This is a genomic window from Sphingomonas sp. BK069 (assembly GCF_014193405.1).
Taxonomy (GTDB): Bacteria; Pseudomonadota; Alphaproteobacteria; order Sphingomonadales; family Sphingomonadaceae; genus Sphingomonas.
This window is the reverse complement of sequence record NZ_JACHZH010000013.1, coordinates 42,959-59,190: the sequence shown is the minus strand read 5'-3', so window position 1 is coordinate 59,190 and position 16,232 is coordinate 42,959. Positions and strand designations below refer to the sequence as shown.

The window sequence follows — 16,232 nt, the reverse complement described above, 5'->3', positions numbered from 1 at the left end:
GGGTTAACCCCGCCCGTTGCTTCACCTGCGCTCATGCGCGACAACACCGGTCAGTCTCTGGTTGCCGCTGGATGAAAGGCGGGGGTCACGTCAGGCCCCTAGGGAGTGACCCACGAGCACGTACGGCCCTACCAGCTTATTTGCTCGCAAGGCGCGCTCAAGATCGTTGGTTGTTTCGTCTACAGTCTGCTGCGCCAAACTTGCTGAGCTGAAACCGGAACCCGCTCTGTCCCAGGTACAGACCTGAGTTCGCCGGGCTATTTTATTCTGAACGCGTCCCCAAACCACGCCCCAGTCTGCCGCACCCGCATTCAAGATGACCGTCGGCTTTCCCTCGCCCCTGCATACCATATTGATGCGACGTCCATCTGGAAGCGCAGCTGCGCGGCTGGTGTCCGCGTACATAGCTATGACGGGATCGGGCTTGAGCTGGTCGGCTGATACCACGCCCGAGATCGGCAGCATCAGGAGGGTAGCGGTTAAACAGTAACGCATAGGTGGGTTCTAATCACATCGACGCCGCGTAGGTTCACTCCACCAGACATGCCCTGCCCTCCTTGACGCTTTGTCCGATGCTGTCGTGTCAGCTGGACTTGAAAATCGTCCTGATCGGGGCCGGCACGCCAGCTGTCAGCACGGCGAGACGTTCGCGCACCGACGCGTCATCCTCGCCTCGCAGCGCAGCCATGGTCCAATCGCCAAATGCCCGTTCCTTCTCCGCCGTGTCGCTTAGTACCTCGACATGCGAGTGCCGGTCGTCTCGACGAATCCGCTCGAACGTCGTTGCCACGCTCTCGGGCGGGCCTTCGAGCACCTGAACGAACATGCCCTGCTTCGCCAGTAACAGGCCGCTGATGCCGTCGATGCCGTTGTTCGCGCGGCTCACGCGTAGGATGTCCACCAGATCGTGGTCGGTTGCGCGGCTGGTGTAGATAAGGCGCCTCAACGCGCCGATGTCATTGGAAGCCATACAGCCTCTCTAACGCTCTCGACGCTCATCGGCTGCAAAAGGCATGGACGACCACATCACCGATGCCGACCAGGTTCCTTCGTTAGCGCTTAATCGGCGCCGTCGGACGCGTGCGTGTAAGTTCGCGTAGCAGAAGGGAAATCGTGGTTCGACCTATAGCGCCTTCCAGGCAATGCATTTGCGGAAGACTCTCGATAACTGTTCGATCGAGTATGGTTTGTGCAGCAGCTCGAAACCATGACGGCCATTTTGCGCCAGAACGTGGCTGTAACCACTCGTTAAAATAATCGGCAGTGCCGGTCTGAGCCTGCGGACCTCCTGAGCCAATTCCAGCCCACTCATTCCCGGCATTACTACGTCGGAGAACAAGATCTGGAAGCGCCCTTCGTCATTCTCGAGCTCTTTCAAGGCGTCAGCACCGTTCAACGCCAAGGCCGTCTTATATCCAAGCTCGCGCAAAGCCTGGACGGCAAACTCGCCAACATCGCTATTGTCTTCCACAACCAGTACGCAGATGCCCTCGCCGTCAACGGTAGGTAGCTCGATCTTCCCGACCGGCTCGGCAGCCTCGTCCATCATTCGCGGAAGATACAACGTGAACGTTGTGCCCTTGCCGGGAGAGCTTTCAACTTGAATGTCACCGTCCGACTGTTTGGCAAAGCCGATGACCTGAGATAGTCCGAGACCAGTCCCCTGACCCTCAACCTTGGTGGTGAAAAACGGCTCGAAGATGCGAGTCACATGCTCGGCCGATATGCCGCTGCCATCGTCGGTGACCGTCACAGCCACATAGTCGCCCGCGATGGGAGCGTGTGATCGTATCGCGGGAATGCCGGAAATCGGCCCAACCGCGATCGTCAGGCTGCCCTCCCCCTCCATCGCGTCACGTGCGTTGATGCTCATGTTGACGATCGCGGTGTCGAATTGCCCCTTGTCGGCAAGGATGAAGCACGGCTCGTCTGGAACGATCGTCTCTAGAACGATGCGTGACCCAGTCAGCGTGCGGATGATCGCTGCTACCTCATTGAGGCTCTCTCCCGCGTCGAAGGTCTCGGGTTTGAGTACCTGTCGGCGGGCGAAGGCGAGAAGTTGGGCGGTCAGCTTCGCTGCACGATCAGCGGTGTCACCGATCGCATCGATGTAACGCGCCCGGCGACTGTCATCGAGGTTGGGCCGCCGCAGCAGATCAACCGAGCCGCGGATTACGGTCAGCAGGTTGTTGAAGTCGTGCGCAACGCCACCCGTCAATTGCACGACCGCCTCCATCTTTTGCGCCTGCCTTAGAGCGTCCTCGGCTACGGCCAAACTGTCGGCCTGCAGGCGCGTCGCGTGCACATCTCGCGTGCTCGAATAGAGCTTGCCCTCGAAGGGCACCGCTACCCAGGACAACCACCGCCAATCACCGTCTTTCGTACGGCAGCGGTTCTCGAACTTGAGCATGGGCTCGCCATCGCGAAGCCGATCAAAGATCACCTTACTGGCGTCGACATCGTCGACCAGCAGGAACTCGGAGAGAGCGACCCCCTCCATCTCCTGCGGAGTCCAACCCAGTACCGCTGCCCACGCGGGGTTCACACGATCGAAGCAGCCGGTTCGTAGGTCAATCACCGATAGAAGCTCGGAGCTGACCGTCCACGTTAGCGAGCGTTCACGGCTGCGCGTGATGATCTGAGACTCGAGATCGGCGTTCAACGCCCGTAGAGCACTCTCCGCTCGAATGCGGGCGGTAACGTCGCTCACCTGATGTAGCACCGCGGTGACCCTGCCCGACGCATCTTTGATCGGCGTGTTGACCGGGTCCCACCAACGCTCTTCGAAGCCGCCGTTTGGGGTGGTGATATCGTACTTCTGAAAGGCCATGCGGTCGGGTTTACCGCTGGCAATCGCCTGTTCCATCGATGACCGGAGATTGCGCGTACCGGTAGCTACGGGGTCGTCCGGGTTGTCCGGCATAGCCTCGAACAGCGCTCGACCGACCAGGCTCTCCCGCGTCCGCATCGTAGCGGCGAGATAGGCCTGGTTGACGTCCGTGACCGTGAAGTCCGGCGCATCTGCAGCGACGAGGAGCATAGGGCTTGCGCAGGCCAAAAACACCTGCGGGTAATCTGTGTCGGCAGAGAGCGGGCTAGCCATCAAGTCCAGTCCTTCGGGCACGCAGCGCCGGTTGCGGCGACGCATCGAGCCACCAGGTATCGGCAGCTCTAGCCGATAACGCTGGCGCAAGCACTTGTGACACTTTTGCCCGAACTGCTTCAGTGCGGCAGCCTCGCCTGCGTTCGCGACTGGCTCGCCCGTGCCCGGCTCGCCGCTTACCGGATCGGTGCCGCGCGCGCGAGATGCCGGGGTTCCTTGGCGGGAGAGCTGGCACTACGCTGCCGATCGATGGAGAGTGACCGCATGACCCTGCACCGCGGAGAAACCGGCCGAGATCCTGTGGTCGAGCTCGAGCGCCGCCTGCGGCGCATCACCGACCGCTACACGTGGAAGCGCATGTTCCTCTTCGGCGCTCTCCTCGTCTGGCTTATGAAGTCGTACGGCACGCTCGTCGACGACGTCGCCGGCCAGTCCTGCCTCGGCGTCTGGACATTGGCAGCGATCGGCTGCTGGACCGCCTCTGGGTGGTTGCTCGACCTCCCCCGCCTGCTCTTTCCCGACGTGCAGGCTTTCCAGCACCTCCGCCGACCGGCGCCGCAACGACACCTGTCAGGCGACGCATCATGAAAACAGCGCTGATGCTGACCATCCCTGCGGTAGCCGCCGTGCTTGTCGCCGGAGCGACATATATCCACTCCACCAATCGTCGCCCGGTCATGCCAGAGGTCGTCGTCGACGTTCGAGCGCCGCAAGGTGGACGCAGCTCGCCGCTAATGCTCATCTACGGCGAACAAGGCTCGAGCCCTTTCCGACAGGGTCCGCTCGCGCCAGACCAGCGGGTCGCGCAATGTCAGACTGTCGGTAGCCGGTGCGTCAGCCCGTCCGCACGACGTGAGTTCGCGATGCCTCGACAAGGTCCGCAAAGCCTTCAGGTCCGCCTTTTCAACGGCGCCGGTAACCCCATCGTCGGCGGGGTGACCTGGACCGGCCCCTGGCATCCGTCACAGGTCCGCCTCACCTGTGATCTTCGCATCGCCGACATGCGATCCGCATGCACGGTCGCGAGCTTTACGGCCTGACGCAGCGCACAGCTGGTGCAACCGTTCGATCCTGAGGTCCTCGCGACGATCCTCTTCTTTCATGCCAACCTCATAGGCATCCCGGGAATCATCGCTGCCAGCATCACCGCTGCTGTGGCGCTCGCCGCCAAGCGGCTGCTCCATTCCCCGGCGCACCACCTGCTCTACGTCGCGATCGGCTCCGCCCTGCCCCTGCTCATGCTCGGCGGAGGTCTCTACCTCGCCTTTCCATGGCCCTGGTGGCTGCCCAAAACCCTTCCGATCGATGGCTTCCCACCCGGGCCGATCCTCGCCATGGCAGGCTACGTCTCGTGGCCATTCACCCTTTGGCTCGCCCGGGCCATTCTGCTTCGGCGTCGCAGGGGGTGATCGCATGCACGACAAGCGCGCTTAGCAGCTTCGCCTAGAATGCCTCATCATCGGCAAAGTCTGGAAGCCTGCATGTACCCATCGGGATGTTCGAGACAGTGCGGATCTCCCCATCCTTCGCGTCGTAAATTGCTGAAACGAAGTGCCTCTTGCTCAAGGCTCTCCCTTGTCGCGCTAAGTACATGAGTGACGCCCTTGAGACGCTCCACTGCCAGTTGCGCGTCGTGCCGATTGCCTTTCGTCGAGATCGTCTTGAGGAAAGCCACCTGCGCGCTCAACGCCTCCTCTTTGTCACGGCAAGAAGTTAGCGCCTTTCCCAACGCGTCAGCAGCCCTGTTCCATTCGGTAGAAAAGCGCTCCGTGCCGAATGCCTCGATCGCGTACTTGTTGCTGAACGCCATCGCGTCTCCACAGCGCTCGAAAGAAACGGTAACGCGCGTGGCTATTGGTCGCGCAGCATCTTCGACGTCTTTCGTGAAAGGCGGCAGCGGTATAGGCGCACGAGGGACCGCGGTTGGCGCGAGCACACTGGCTTGAATCGCAGCGACAATGACTGTGAGCACGTCTGATCTCCATGCCGCCACTTTATCGCCAGAGGGCGACGTTAATCGCGAAGCCCATCCAGGCAACCCTTCCGGCCGTGGTCGCCAACATGCCGCCGTCGCTTCGAAAAACCCCTCTCCCCATACCGCCACCTCGTCGATCCTTCGCCTCAGTCGGGCGACCTATACCCCGCTGGTTGGTTCGGATCAGACTTCTTGAAGCTGCCCCGACGGGGATTTGGTATCGCCTTGCCCCCGGACCGGCTGGTGACGACAGTATCCGGCTGACCACTCTGAGTAGCAGAAGGCGCTGACATTGGTGCTGCAGTCGGCTCGCTGCCGCATGAGCTCAGCATCAATGCGGTCGCGAGCGATGCGGCGACCATGGGATGGCTCATGACGACTCCTGGCATTTGCGATCCTCCGGTTGGCTTGCAGGCGGGATCGTAGGCGGTAGATCATAATCGGTCTCTGCCTGGATCAGGACACCATGGTGCAGCTATCCTGCAGATAGAAGAGAAAAGGCAGGCGGGGCCACCCCGCCCGGTGGGCGGGGCCGGGCTCTAGTCGGCTAAAGCCGACCGGAGCCCCGCTGAAGCGGGTCTCCGCCGCAAGCGGTCACGATCCCTTGTCCGGGTCCCGAGACGCCTCCACGGCGCTCCTGCGGCGTCTGGCGCGGATGCGCGGCGCTGCCCCCTGCCCTCTCCTCACGCGGCCTATCCAGATCGGTGGGCACCGCTGGCAGCCTGCGGCTGGGGAATCATGCGCTTGCGCGCATGATGATTGTTTGTTGGGCCAATGATCTCATCGCACCCTTCGCCGTCTCTCAGTGTCTCTGCGTGCCAGACCCGTCCGACGGGGTCGGCGTCGAAGGAGAATTGCCAGTAGAGCTGGCAATGCTTTTATTTGTTTGAAGACGCCTCAACAAGAATAACGGTTTCTACCGCTAAAGCGGCAGACACTCCGTGATTCGTGTTGACCCCGCCGGCCGTGCCTGCCTCTTGAGCCCCTGCGAGGACGGCTCCGGGTGCGATGAGATCACAGGCCGGGGCTACGCCCCCCAAACATCGTTCCTGTTTATCTGAATTGCTCGCTACCGCGATCAATGCGTACTTGATTTGATTAGTTACGCTCCCTAGTCGGGAGCTATTTGTGCTCGGACTCACCAAGTACGATGACAAAGGTGTCAAGAAATCAATGCGCTTCAATACTTGGAGCGGAGGGGGTAAAAGAAAGATGTCGGGAGGGGAAAGGCCCCAAGCCCAAACAACAGGGGGACAGGCCCCCGCCTAGATGGAGTAAGTGCTATGAACATCGGTCAGTTCGCCGTCGTCAAGGGTCAGCTTCTCGGTTCGATCGCTACCGCCACCATCGACCTGCCGCGCCTCGGCCTGCGCGCGACCAACAGCACCAACGAGCGCGCGCCCGCGTTCGAGATCATGGTGCTGAACGTCGCCAAGCGCTGGGTGCAGATCGGCGCGCTGTGGGAGCTTAAGAGCAACAGCACCGGCGAGGTCTTCTTTCAGGGCAAGCTCGACGACCCCAGCCTGAGCGAGCCGCTGCAGATCATGCTCTTCGGCAACATGGAGGAAGGTTACCGCGTCGTGTGGAACCGCCCCGAGCCGCGCCAGTCCAATCTGGACGGCAGCCGCAGCAACCGCCGCGCCGCCCGCACCACCAACGCCGACGAGTTCGCGGGCAACGCAACCGACGATGGCCAGATCACCGACGAGCAGGTGAACGATCCGGATTACGTCCCGCAGATGTAATCCCCACCAAGTCGGGCGGGGAGAGGGGTGCAACCCTCCCCCAGCCCTAGCCGCCACACCCTGCCAAAGGTACGAACCATGACCAAGCCGACGACCTCCGCCCGCTTTACCAGCTTCGCCGCGATGGGCGAAGCCCTGAACCCCGCCGCCCGCAACGACACGCCCGATTGCAGCGCGCAGGATGACAGCGCCGAGCACGACCAGCACGCGACCGACGCGGCCGACGATGCCGCCGGGAGCCACGCCGAGGCGACCGCCACCACCAACTTTCAGGACGCGTTCGGCGACGTCGGCGCGCTGTCCATCGTGGAGTTGGGCGGCGAGCGGCAGGAATTGGACATGCCCGAGCCGATCGAGGCGCAGCACGATTGCGCGGCGATCATGGCAACGCTGTTCGACCTGTTCCGCGACACCCGCCTAGAGGCGAGCGCGCAGGCCATCGCGTGGGGCTTCGTCAATTCCTTCCACTACGAGGCGCAGAAGCTCGAGCGCGAGGAGGACCGGCTTTGCGCCGAGCTTTCCGACATGACGCGCCGCATGGACCCTTCCGAAATCTTCGCGGTGGAGATGGAAGAATCGCAGCTTCGCGCCCAGACCAAGACCGAGCAGCGCGCCGCCATCGAATGCATGCGCGACTATGCCGCCGACTGCTACCGCGCGCAGACCGGCCACCCATGGTCCCCGGCGCGCGGATCGAAGGTTTCGAGCGGAGGCACCGCAAGCCAGATCGCCGCAATCGACTTCCTGAAAGCGCGCGCGACCGACCACCGCGAAAAGCGTAATCCGACCGGCCCGCTTGTCGTCTTTTCGGGCGGTCAGGAGTGGCACGACTGGCAGCAGCTTTGGGCCAAACTCGACCAGATCAAGACGCGCGTGCCGCATATGACGCTATGCACCACGGCACAGCGCAAAGGCGCGGACGCTATCGCCGCCTCTTGGGCCGCGAGCCGCGACGTTACCCTGATCGCGTTTACGCCGAACACCGCCCGCTATGGCAAGCGCGCCGGGTTCGTCCGCAACGAGCAGCTGGCCAACCTCAACCCGGTTGAGGCGGTTGTCTGTCAGGGTTCCGGCCTTCAATCCAACCTGTTGCAGGTGCTGAAAACCGCCCGCATCCCCACCCACGCTTTCCGGATCGACGGACAGGCCCCCGCCCCCGTCGCAACCCAGCGCGCCGCGTTCGGTTGATCCATCGGGCGGCGCGCTCCCCCCTCGCGCCGCCCTCCCCTTTCCTTGGCAGGAAAAGCCTCAGGCCAGCGACGGGTGAGCCCCGGCGCTGGCCTCTTTTCGCCAGCGTCGCTTAGTGGGGGAAACCCACTGGTTTCCCCCACGCCAGGTGATCGGCCGCGCGACGCCTTGGCGCGGCCTTGGCGGGCCGCACCTCGTCGCCGCGCGGCCGATCACCTTCCCCCTTCCGGTAAGGCGCTGCCGCACGCCCGCGGCGCCGGCGAGCTGCTCCGAGATCAACCGCATGTTGTTAGGAGGTGTCCGCTAGAGCCGCATCGTCCACGGTCGACCGGGGGATGACGGCCCGGCCAGCTGACGAGCGGCACCCGGGATCTGCCACCGTCATATTGGCGACCGTCTCCCCGCTGAAAGGGGTTTCGGGTCGGCCGTGGACAACCCCCCGCCCCACCCCGCTCGCTCGCTTCGGTCCGGCCCTTCGGCCTGCCCTTGCTACGCCTTGGCCGGGGAAGCGCCGGAGCGGGCATCGAGCCCGCCCCGGCGCTGCTGCCGCGGGGAAAAACTCTCTCTCAAGTCGTCCCAGTGTGTCGGCCGGGGCGGCGAGCCTCAAGGACGGCGGGGCCCCACCATTTTGCTACGCAAAATCGTGACCCCCACCGCCGCTGGCGCGGCCGCTTCGCGGTCCTTGACCCTCGCCACCCCGACCGACGCGAGGACACCGTCATCGAGACGAAGGAGACGGTCATGAACACCATCGACACGCAGCACCGCTACGCCACCCACGAAGCCGGCTATCTCGCCGCCCAGTGCCACGGGTTCCAGACGATCCAGCGGCTGGAAGACGCGCTCCGGGAGCGGGACGGATGGGCCGGTCGATATATCGGCTACTGGGACTTGGAGCTGGAGGAGATGGTGGTCGATGGAGACTGCTCCGACGACTACGAGCACGCTCACAAGTTCGCCGAGCGCATCGCGGCCGAAGCAGCACGCGGGAACGCGCGAGGAATCATCATCGCACAGGGCCGCGACGATGAAGCGGCGCTGATGATCCTCGCGGCAAGCCCCTCGCCGGGGTGAGACTCGAGGCGCGCGCGGCACCCGGCTCGCTCGCATCGGTTAGGCCCTTCGGCCTGCCCTTGCTACGCCTCGGCCGGGAAGCGCCGAAGCGGGCATCGAGCCCGCCCCGGCGCTGCTGCCGCGGGGAAAAACTCGCTCTCAAGTCGTCCCAGTGTGTCGGCCGGGGCGGCGAGCCTCAAGGACGGCGGGGCCCTACCATTTTGCTACGCAAAATCGTGACCCCCACCGCCGCTGACGCGGCCGCTACGCGGTCCTTGACCCTCGCCGCCCCGACCGACGCGTGAGCTTCGTCATAGAGACGAAGGAGGAACAGACATGCAGGTAACGTTGTTTCAGGCCCTGATTTCGGCTAATATCGCTGAGGATGTGGCTGCGCGCGCAGTCGCCGCTGTCGAGGAACACATCGACATGACTGTCGGACTGGCCAACAAGCCGCTGGAAGCCCAGATCGCCGCACTACGCACCACGATGGATGCACGCTTCGGCTCTATGGAAGCGAAGCTCGACGCCGGGCTAAAGGGCATGCAGACCTCAATCGACGGTCTCAAATGGTTCCTGATCCTGCAGGGCACTGCGCTGGTCGGCATCGCCAGCTACGTGCAGCTGGTCAAGTAACTCAGCGGGGCCGCGAGGCTCCGCTACCTGCCTTCGAAAACAAGGGCTGCTTGGGCGACCGGGCGGCCCTTTTTGCTGCCCGCTTGGCTCCTGCCCCGGCCCGGCTCGCTCGCATTGGTCGGCCCCGCCGGGCCGCCCTTGCTACGCCTCGGCCCGGGAAGCGCCAGTGCGGGCATCGAGCCCGCCCTGGCGCTGCTGACGCGGCCATCGCCGCAGACGGTCCGGCGGGCTCGCAGACTGCCGTCACGCCCCGACCAGCGGGCGGTACATCCTCGCTGGAGAGGAGAGAGAAAGAGAGACGCGGTTTCAACGAAGGAGGTCGAGATGACCATCACGTTCCGCGTCGACGACGGCCACAATATCCTGTCGCCCTCCCCTGCCGTCATCACGCCCGACCAGCTCGGCGCGTTGCGCGATCTGCTCGGCCGCCATGTCGTGCGCAGCGGCGTCGCCATGGTGGTCCCGGTCCACGGCGATCCCCGCGTCCGGATCGTTCGAGATTGAGGTCCGGGTCTGCCCGCTGGCGCTGGCGTCGATCGCGCGCTGTTTCGACTGGGACCCGGCCGTCATCACCGTCGTCGACGAGGCGCAATTCCTCGGCCGCCGCGCGCGCATCTGGCAGTCGGAGCCGGGCGGTGACATCAAGCTCGGCCTCGGCCTCAACCCCGACGCCGCGCCCGAGCTGGAGGTCGCCAACGGCAATGCCTATGCGATCCTCGCCAGCCTCGGACTGGACGAGGAAAGCTGCGGTGCCGTGCCTATGTCGGAGGTGCGGCAGCGGCTCATGGACCCACGCATTCGGCGACGGCTCGACGACGACCCGCACATGACGCGCTACGTCGAGGCGCTGACCACGATGGCAGCGCTGAAACCCGTCGACGGCGAGTATCATCTCGCATGGGCCTAACGGCTCTGCTCGACACTGACAGCGACCCACAGGGACGCCCAGCCTGACGGCTGGCGCGTCCCTTTTTTTGCCTGCAAATCTCAAGCCGGCTGCGCCTCGACCCTCGTCGGAAAGAGAATGGCCGCACAGGGTAGCAGCCCCGTGCGGCCATCGCCGTGACCATCGGTCTCGAACCGGCTCAGGCTGTCGCCGTGAGCCGCTTCTCCACCTCGTCGACGCCCAGCGTCTTCACCGCCTTCATCAGCCCCTCAAGTCGATCGAGCGGGAGCTTCAGGAGCCCCGCCCTTTCGACCGTTCCGACAGCCGCCTCGCGGACCTTTGCCGAGTGCGCCTGACGGCGCTCGGCGATCTTCCGCTCGTCGGCTTCGATCGCGGCCATTTCAGCGTCCAGTGACTTCGCCATAGTGTTGCCTTTCGGTCAGGCTCATCGGCTTCTGAACGGCGTCGTTATATCGGCCACACTCGCGATCTGGAAGCCATCTCGCAGCACCTGCGACCAACCCCGGAGACGACCTATGAAACAGCCTCGGCGTCGCCTCGCCGACAAGGCGCGCAGCGCCCCTCAAGACCTGCCATTCCGCCTCACGGCGGAGAGGGTCCCGGCGGACGACCGGGACACGCCCGAGACATCCTCGAAGAACCTAGGGGATCAAGGCAGCATGGAGGATCTGGGACTACAGTAGTGCACACCCTACGCAAGCTACGCTTGCAGAATGGAAAAAAGCCCAGCAAAATCAATGCGCACCCTGCCGGAGCTGGTCTGCTGTTCGAGGTGTGGCGATGGCCATCTGCTCCCCAAAAGCGGCGGTTTTCTCGACGTTTATGCAAGCGAGCCGACGGTCTCCGATAGCTATCTGCTCCCCAATGCCTCTGCGCGGGTGAGAAAGGCGCTTCTCGACGGCAACTTTGCCCGACGAAGCCACCCCGCCCGGCCTTCCGAGTACGTCATCTGGGATACCGAGCTCGCCGGCTTCGGGTTACGCGTTCGGCCGAGCGGGAGCGCGTTCTGGACGGTGCGGCTGCGCCATCGCGGCAAGCAGCGCCGTGTTACCCTCGGCCGCGTCAAGGACGTTGACGCGACCGTCGCGCGTGCCCAGGCGCGGCGTCTCCTCGCGGAAGTGGTACTTGACGGCTTGCCAAAGCGAGCTGTGGTCAAGGTCACGCCGACGCTCGCCGCCTATGTCGAGAGCTATTGGACCGATATCGCTCGGTATTGGAAGCCGTCGACGGCCAAGCGCAACCGCGACGCGTGGCGGCGCGACCTCGCGCCGGTGTTCGCGCAGATGCGCGTCGCCGAGGTGCTGCCTGCTGATGTGATCCGCTGGCGCGACGATTGCGCGGGTTCGGCGGAAGCCCGCTACAACCGCGCTGTGCCGGTGCTCGCCAGTCTATTCAAGTACGCCGAAGCGCTGCATCTCCGCCGCAAGGGCTCGAACCCGTGCCGAGGTTTGCCGCGGTACCCGCGAGAGGCGAAGGAGCGATATCTGCTGCCGCTCGAGTACCGCCGGCTTGGCGCAGCACTCCGCGAGGCTGAGGTGACCCATCCCGCACAGGTCGCCATCGTTCGGCTGCTTCTCTACACCGGCGCACGCCTCGGAGAGATACAAGGGCTTCGGTGGGAATGGGTCCGTCCGCCGAGGCTCGACCTTCCCGACAGCAAGACCGGGGCGAAAACAATCTGGCTGAACAGCCAGGCCGTGGCCATTCTCGAAGCCCTGTCGTGCGGAACCGGCTCTCCCTTCGTGTTCCCGAACAAGGATGGCACCGCCCCCATCGCCATAACCGCCTGGTGGACAGGGCTTCGCGGTCGCTGCTCCATGCCGAACCTGCGCATCCACGATCTACGCCACAGCTTCGCCTCCACGGCGATCATGGCGAACGTTCCGTTGGCGACCATCAGCAAGCTGCTCGGGCACCTGTTACCGGAGACCACCGCAAGGTACGCGCACCTCGCCGACGAAGTGATCGCCGACGCCGCCCAGCGGATTTCGGGCTCGCTTGCTCAGGCATTGGGGATTCGGCCATGACCTCGCACCTTCTAAGCGAGGTGGTGCAGAAGGCTTTGGCCGAGATCGGGCTTGCTGATCGCTACCAGGCAGCGAGAGGGAAGCATCGCGCTACCACGTGGTTGCCGGGCGAACGCGGTTTCGGCTTACGACAGTACGCGAGCGGTCGTGAGGTCTACGTCGTCCAGACCCGCATGGGCGGACGGCTCCGTACAGTTACAATCGCGTCATCCACTCTGGTCAGCCAACATCAAGCGCTGGTGATCGCGCGACGAGTGATCGCGTATGCGCAGGTCGGGCATGATCCTGCCAGCGATCGTCAGCGAACCCGCACCGCACCTCGCTTCGACGACTTCCTCGACGAATACTGGCGGCGCTGGTCGCCGAGGTGGAAAGCGTCGACGCTGGCGACCCATGACGTTTACCGCCGCCTCTACCTCGACAAGGCGTTCGCTGGCGTTTTCATCGACGAACTGAATGAGGCGCATATCACGAGGTGGTTCGCCACGCTCAACAACGAGACCGGACCGGGCGCGGCCAACCGATGCATGAACATCCTCGCTAACATGCTGAGCAAGGCGGAAAGCTGGGGCTACCGGGTGGAGAACACCAATCCCTGCCGTGCCGTAAGGCTCAACCGGAAGCGGTTTTACGAGAGGTTCCTCTCAGACGCGGAATTGGACCGACTTGGAAGGGTGCTGGCGGAGGATCGTGCGGGAGAGGACGAGTTGAAGGTTTCGGTAGCGTCCGCACTGACCTTGCTGCTTCTGACCGGATGCCGCTCGGGCGAGATCGCAAGCCTGAGGTGGGAAGACGTAAGAGCCAATAAGCTCAAGCTGCGAGATAGCAAGTCGGGCCCTCGGACCGTCTGGTTGGGCAAGGAGGCGCAATCGCTTATTGCCGCCCTGCCCCGGTATCGCGGTGTACGATGGCTCTTCTGGAACCCGATCCTGCGTAAGCCTGTGCTGCGGCTCGGCAACGCGTGGCCCGCGATCCGCGATCGAGCGGGGCTCCGCGACGTGCGACTACACGACCTCAGACACACATTCGCCAGTCATGCGGCAATGAGGAAGGAGACCTTGCCGATGATTGGTCGTCTCCTCGGTCATCGCAGTATGCAGTCGACCTCTCGTTATGCGCACCTGGGTCACGAACACGTTGTCGAAGCGGCGGAACAAATTGGAGTAGCGATCGAACAGATGCTTGCCTGAGCGATGAACGATCGCCTGTTATGGCTGAGAGAAGCGCCTCTGGACGTTCTCTGCCGGGCGAGTGCGTCCTTCCTTTCTCATGATCGAAAATCACTATGACCCAAGGCCACCTACTCCCCTTTCCCCTACATTCGGACGCTTGTTCATCTCGCCCCTTCAAGCCCCTGGCTGGGGCGGTTGGTGAACTCGGTGGGTGCCATGCCGACGCTGCTGTGCGGACGCACGGTGTTGTAGTCCGTCCGCCATGCCTCGATGATCCGCCTCGCCACAGCAGCGAGGGGAATAGGTGCTCGTTCAGGCACTCGTCGCGCAAGCGACCACTGAACGATTCCACAAAGGCGTTCTGCTGCGGCTTTCCGGCGCAATGTACAGCCGGTACACCTTCTTCAGGTTCATGCACTTGCCTTCGCGCCTGAGCAGGATCGCCAGCCGGCGATAGCCGAACCGGCGACGCTCGTTGGCGATCTCGCGCATCCGCTCGCGGTCAGCATCGTCCTTTCCGTGAAGCGGCTCATATTGCCACGCCGACCGACTGACCCCGACCAGCCTGCAGGCGCGACGCTCGGAGAAGCCGTGGTGGGTCATCAGCTTCGCCACCGCAGCGTAGCGGTTCACAGACCAGTCAGTTTTTTCCGAGCAGATCCTTCAGCGCCGACACGTCCAGCATCGACTTCGCCAGCAGCTTCTTCAGTCGCCGGTTCTCGTCCTTGATGGAATTCGCACATCCAGCCGCACGCCTCTCCCCTCCCAATTTGATTTCGTGATTAAGTCTTCCGTCCGATCAAACTGAGGCACCGCTATTATCCCGTCGCCGAGATCAACCGGTCCCGCAGGGTTTGCGCCCCCGCGCGTGATCTCGCCGATGACCTTGCCCAGCTTGTGCGGCTGCAAATAGTAGGCAAGCTCTTCACCACCGGAGGAAGTGCCTTTGCTAGTTAGCACGTCACCTGTTCGGTTTGCAAAGGTGACCGGCGTAGTTTAGCCGTGCTGACGAAGGCGCTTGAAGCCGACTTTTCCCGGCGTGCGCATAATGATGCTTGAGATTTCGCACCATAAAGGCCGCCGCCCACTACCGCTCCGAGGACTAAAGCTTTTCGGACCTGGCGCGCGGCCGTAGCCAGGCCGCCTGGACTAGCCGGCGGTCCGCCCGCGCACGTCGATCTCGTACGGCGTCAGGTCCGTCTCGCCTCGTGTGGTGACCAGCATACAGGCGTCCCCAACCAGCTTGGTAAGCACGTGCCAGTAGGTCTGACCATCCGGTCGCTCTGTGGAGTTCATGGCGGGCGCATACCCCTCGACAATCTCGGCCGGGAGCGCCCACATCCGCCCGCTGTCGAGCGCGCACAGCACGAGCCAGGCCGTTCGCACCTCGGTCAGGAACGCACGCTGGGTGTCGTAGAGCGCATACCAGTAGGACTGGTAGTCGCGCTCGTACCGCTTCGAGACGGCGATAACCGCGCGGCGCGAGCCGTCAGGGGACTCGTACCAAGACCGACGCCGCCGGGTCAGCCGCGCGCCGACGGTATTGGACACCGCATCGGCGGCCAGCCGCCGGAGCGGCTCGACTCCGCCGCTCGCGAGCGAGGAGGGCAGCCGCAGGGCGGCGCGGGCATCCGGGTCCTCCCCTTCGGAGTCCGCGGCGACAGCTTCATCTCGAGTGGGCGCAGCCTTGGCCTCGGGCGGCGGAGCATCGGCATCGACGCGGACGTCGAACATGAGGTCCACAATTCGGTCGAGCCGAGTATACTCGATCGGACGCAGCACCGAGCGAATCCGCTCCACCACGTCTGGAGCCTCTGCGTTCACCTTGACTTGGAGCAGCCGCATTAGGCTGGCTGCGCCGATGATGCGCATGGTCCACGCGTGGGGGGAGCCGCGGATCTGCGCTTCCAGCGCCCCGGTGTCGTCGCGGCCGACCACGAACAGCACCGAGCTTTCGGGGCCGAACAAGCCTTGGTTGATCAGCGCGCGCCTGTAGCCATCGATTGTCTCCAGCCGAATTGTGTAGGCATCTGTCGTTTTCACCTCGACGAGCAGGTCTCTCCCCGACCCGTCCCGCCAAATGCCGTCGAAGCCCACGCGGCCACGGCTCCCGCGGTACACGCCGTTCGTCACGTCGTAGTCGAGCCGGCGACCGACCTCGTTCACTGCATCCTGCAGGACGAGGCCGCTGTCCTCAAAGCCCCTCTCGCCGCGCCGGGCACCTTCGCGTGGACCAAGGCACTCGAGGACGTAACGGCCCAGGTCGTCCGCCTCGACCTCAGCGAGGAACGCCCGGAGTTCAAAGGAGCATTCGGACCCGTCGAGGAGCCGGCCATCACCCGCGAGGGCCAGGACCTGCCGCACCGCCAGTGTCCGCAGACCGTCGGCCCCGGTGCGCCAGAGGGAGAGCAGCGTCACGCCGCGCC

Annotated in this window: 19 protein-coding genes and 1 pseudogene; 11 read left to right on the top strand and 9 right to left on the bottom strand. The window is 64.0% G+C overall.

The features are described from left to right. Positions 1-90: 90 nt before the first annotated feature. The 3 genes from FHY02_RS23500 to FHY02_RS21330 form a co-directional block, all read right to left on the bottom strand. Positions 91-351: an alpha/beta fold hydrolase gene (locus FHY02_RS23500; protein ID WP_409322827.1), complete on the bottom strand. Its 261-nt coding sequence runs from the start codon at positions 349-351 to the stop codon at positions 91-93. Between the two features lie 232 nt (positions 352-583). Next, entirely contained in the window at positions 584-970 is a 387-nt protein-coding gene (locus FHY02_RS21335) for a BLUF domain-containing protein (RefSeq protein ID WP_183926126.1), read from the bottom strand. Positions 971-1,123: 153 nt separating this feature from the next. Then, a complete protein-coding gene (locus FHY02_RS21330; RefSeq protein WP_221198775.1) occupies positions 1,124-3,103 on the bottom strand; it encodes an ATP-binding protein in 1,980 nt (659 codons plus the stop codon). 264 nt (positions 3,104-3,367) lie between these two features. On the opposite strand from FHY02_RS21330, the gene FHY02_RS21325 reads away from it, so the two are divergent. From FHY02_RS21325 to FHY02_RS21315, 3 genes are read left to right on the top strand one after another with little or no spacing between them, the layout of a single operon-like run. After that, the gene (locus FHY02_RS21325; protein ID WP_183926124.1) at positions 3,368-3,691 is read left to right on the top strand and encodes a hypothetical protein; all 324 of its coding nucleotides are present in this window, start codon (positions 3,368-3,370) and stop codon (positions 3,689-3,691) included. Then, positions 3,688-4,143: a hypothetical protein gene (locus FHY02_RS21320; RefSeq protein WP_183926123.1), complete on the top strand. Its 456-nt coding sequence runs from the start codon at positions 3,688-3,690 to the stop codon at positions 4,141-4,143. The genes FHY02_RS21325 and FHY02_RS21320 overlap by 4 nt, the downstream gene beginning before the upstream one ends. 15 nt (positions 4,144-4,158) lie before the next feature. Further along, entirely contained in the window at positions 4,159-4,512 is a 354-nt protein-coding gene (locus FHY02_RS21315; protein WP_183926121.1) for a hypothetical protein, read from the top strand. A gap of 47 nt (positions 4,513-4,559) precedes the next feature. Here FHY02_RS21315 and FHY02_RS21310 read toward each other — a convergent pair whose 3' ends face one another. Then, positions 4,560-4,913 carry a hypothetical protein gene (locus tag FHY02_RS21310; RefSeq protein WP_183926119.1) on the bottom strand — a complete coding sequence of 118 codons (354 nt, stop codon included), beginning with the start codon at positions 4,911-4,913 and terminating at the stop codon, positions 4,560-4,562. A gap of 1,448 nt (positions 4,914-6,361) precedes the next feature. On the opposite strand from FHY02_RS21310, the gene FHY02_RS21305 reads away from it, so the two are divergent. The 6 genes from FHY02_RS21305 to FHY02_RS21280 all read left to right on the top strand — a co-directional run bounded on the left by FHY02_RS21305 (position 6,362) and on the right by FHY02_RS21280 (position 10,607). Then, entirely contained in the window at positions 6,362-6,823 is a 462-nt protein-coding gene (locus tag FHY02_RS21305) for a DUF736 domain-containing protein (protein WP_183926117.1), read from the top strand. 78 nt (positions 6,824-6,901) lie between these two features. Next, positions 6,902-8,011 carry a DUF2493 domain-containing protein gene (locus FHY02_RS21300; RefSeq protein ID WP_183926115.1) on the top strand — a complete coding sequence of 370 codons (1,110 nt, stop codon included), beginning with the start codon at positions 6,902-6,904 and terminating at the stop codon, positions 8,009-8,011. 741 nt (positions 8,012-8,752) lie between these two features. Then, positions 8,753-9,085, top strand: a complete 333-nt coding sequence (locus FHY02_RS21295; RefSeq protein ID WP_183926113.1) for a hypothetical protein — start codon at positions 8,753-8,755, stop codon at positions 9,083-9,085. A 315-nt stretch (positions 9,086-9,400) separates the two neighbouring features. Further along, positions 9,401-9,700, top strand: coding sequence for a hypothetical protein (locus FHY02_RS21290; protein ID WP_183926111.1), 300 nt, complete (start codon positions 9,401-9,403; stop codon positions 9,698-9,700). Between the two features lie 324 nt (positions 9,701-10,024). Beyond that, entirely contained in the window at positions 10,025-10,204 is a 180-nt protein-coding gene (locus tag FHY02_RS21285; RefSeq protein WP_183926109.1) for a hypothetical protein, read from the top strand. Further along, on the top strand, positions 10,131-10,607 hold the full coding sequence (locus FHY02_RS21280) for a hypothetical protein (RefSeq protein ID WP_183926107.1): 477 nt from the start codon (positions 10,131-10,133) through the stop codon (positions 10,605-10,607). The genes FHY02_RS21285 and FHY02_RS21280 overlap by 74 nt, the downstream gene beginning before the upstream one ends. Positions 10,608-10,785: 178 nt before the next feature. Here FHY02_RS21280 and FHY02_RS21275 read toward each other — a convergent pair whose 3' ends face one another. Continuing rightward, positions 10,786-11,010 (bottom strand): hypothetical protein, encoded by a 225-nt coding sequence (locus FHY02_RS21275; protein WP_183926105.1) that lies wholly within the window; start codon positions 11,008-11,010, stop codon positions 10,786-10,788. A gap of 334 nt (positions 11,011-11,344) precedes the next feature. Here FHY02_RS21275 and FHY02_RS21270 point away from each other — a divergent pair, with 334 nt between their 5' ends. Next, entirely contained in the window at positions 11,345-12,634 is a 1,290-nt protein-coding gene (locus tag FHY02_RS21270; protein WP_183926103.1) for a site-specific integrase, read from the top strand. Further along, positions 12,631-13,824, top strand: coding sequence for a site-specific integrase (locus tag FHY02_RS21265; RefSeq protein WP_183926101.1), 1,194 nt, complete (start codon positions 12,631-12,633; stop codon positions 13,822-13,824). The genes FHY02_RS21270 and FHY02_RS21265 overlap by 4 nt, the downstream gene beginning before the upstream one ends. 143 nt (positions 13,825-13,967) lie before the next feature. Here the strand turns inward: FHY02_RS21265 and FHY02_RS23190 are convergent. The 4 genes and pseudogenes from FHY02_RS23190 to FHY02_RS21245 form a co-directional block, all read right to left on the bottom strand. Further along, positions 13,968-14,182, bottom strand: a pseudogene (locus tag FHY02_RS23190) (transposase); the annotation flags it as partial. Next, on the bottom strand, positions 14,119-14,298 hold the full coding sequence (locus tag FHY02_RS23495; protein WP_409322825.1) for an IS3 family transposase: 180 nt from the start codon (positions 14,296-14,298) through the stop codon (positions 14,119-14,121). The pseudogene FHY02_RS23190 and the gene FHY02_RS23495, both read right to left, overlap by 64 nt. A 213-nt stretch (positions 14,299-14,511) precedes the next feature. Then, positions 14,512-14,766 carry a S41 family peptidase gene (locus tag FHY02_RS23490; RefSeq protein ID WP_183926095.1) on the bottom strand — a complete coding sequence of 85 codons (255 nt, stop codon included), beginning with the start codon at positions 14,764-14,766 and terminating at the stop codon, positions 14,512-14,514. A 189-nt stretch (positions 14,767-14,955) separates the two neighbouring features. Further along, on the bottom strand, positions 14,956-16,224 hold the full coding sequence (locus FHY02_RS21245) for a hypothetical protein (protein WP_183926093.1): 1,269 nt from the start codon (positions 16,222-16,224) through the stop codon (positions 14,956-14,958). Positions 16,225-16,232: the final 8 nt, after the last annotated feature.

What these genes read in the sequence shown, in the direction of transcription:
- FHY02_RS21275 (WP_183926105.1), bottom strand. Translation starts at nt 11,010, where the DNA reads ATGGCGAAGTCACTGGACGCTGAAATGGCCGCGATCGAAGCCGACGAG.
- FHY02_RS21305 (WP_183926117.1), top strand. Translation starts at nt 6,362, where the DNA reads ATGAACATCGGTCAGTTCGCCGTCGTCAAGGGTCAGCTTCTCGGTTCG.
- FHY02_RS21265 (WP_183926101.1), top strand. Translation starts at nt 12,631, where the DNA reads ATGACCTCGCACCTTCTAAGCGAGGTGGTGCAGAAGGCTTTGGCCGAG.
- FHY02_RS21295 (WP_183926113.1), top strand. Translation starts at nt 8,753, where the DNA reads ATGAACACCATCGACACGCAGCACCGCTACGCCACCCACGAAGCCGGC.
- FHY02_RS21270 (WP_183926103.1), top strand. Translation starts at nt 11,345, where the DNA reads ATGCGCACCCTGCCGGAGCTGGTCTGCTGTTCGAGGTGTGGCGATGGC.
- FHY02_RS21290 (WP_183926111.1), top strand. Translation starts at nt 9,401, where the DNA reads ATGCAGGTAACGTTGTTTCAGGCCCTGATTTCGGCTAATATCGCTGAG.
- FHY02_RS21310 (WP_183926119.1), bottom strand. Translation starts at nt 4,913, where the DNA reads ATGGCGTTCAGCAACAAGTACGCGATCGAGGCATTCGGCACGGAGCGC.
- FHY02_RS21320 (WP_183926123.1), top strand. Translation starts at nt 3,688, where the DNA reads ATGAAAACAGCGCTGATGCTGACCATCCCTGCGGTAGCCGCCGTGCTT.
- FHY02_RS21335 (WP_183926126.1), bottom strand. Translation starts at nt 970, where the DNA reads ATGGCTTCCAATGACATCGGCGCGTTGAGGCGCCTTATCTACACCAGC.
- FHY02_RS21330 (WP_221198775.1), bottom strand. Translation starts at nt 3,103, where the DNA reads ATGGCTAGCCCGCTCTCTGCCGACACAGATTACCCGCAGGTGTTTTTG.
- FHY02_RS21285 (WP_183926109.1), top strand. Translation starts at nt 10,025, where the DNA reads ATGACCATCACGTTCCGCGTCGACGACGGCCACAATATCCTGTCGCCC.
- FHY02_RS23500 (WP_409322827.1), bottom strand. Translation starts at nt 351, where the DNA reads ATGGTATGCAGGGGCGAGGGAAAGCCGACGGTCATCTTGAATGCGGGT.
- FHY02_RS21325 (WP_183926124.1), top strand. Translation starts at nt 3,368, where the DNA reads ATGACCCTGCACCGCGGAGAAACCGGCCGAGATCCTGTGGTCGAGCTC.
- FHY02_RS21300 (WP_183926115.1), top strand. Translation starts at nt 6,902, where the DNA reads ATGACCAAGCCGACGACCTCCGCCCGCTTTACCAGCTTCGCCGCGATG.
- FHY02_RS23495 (WP_409322825.1), bottom strand. Translation starts at nt 14,298, where the DNA reads ATGCGCGAGATCGCCAACGAGCGTCGCCGGTTCGGCTATCGCCGGCTG.
- FHY02_RS21280 (WP_183926107.1), top strand. Translation starts at nt 10,131, where the DNA reads ATGTCGTGCGCAGCGGCGTCGCCATGGTGGTCCCGGTCCACGGCGATC.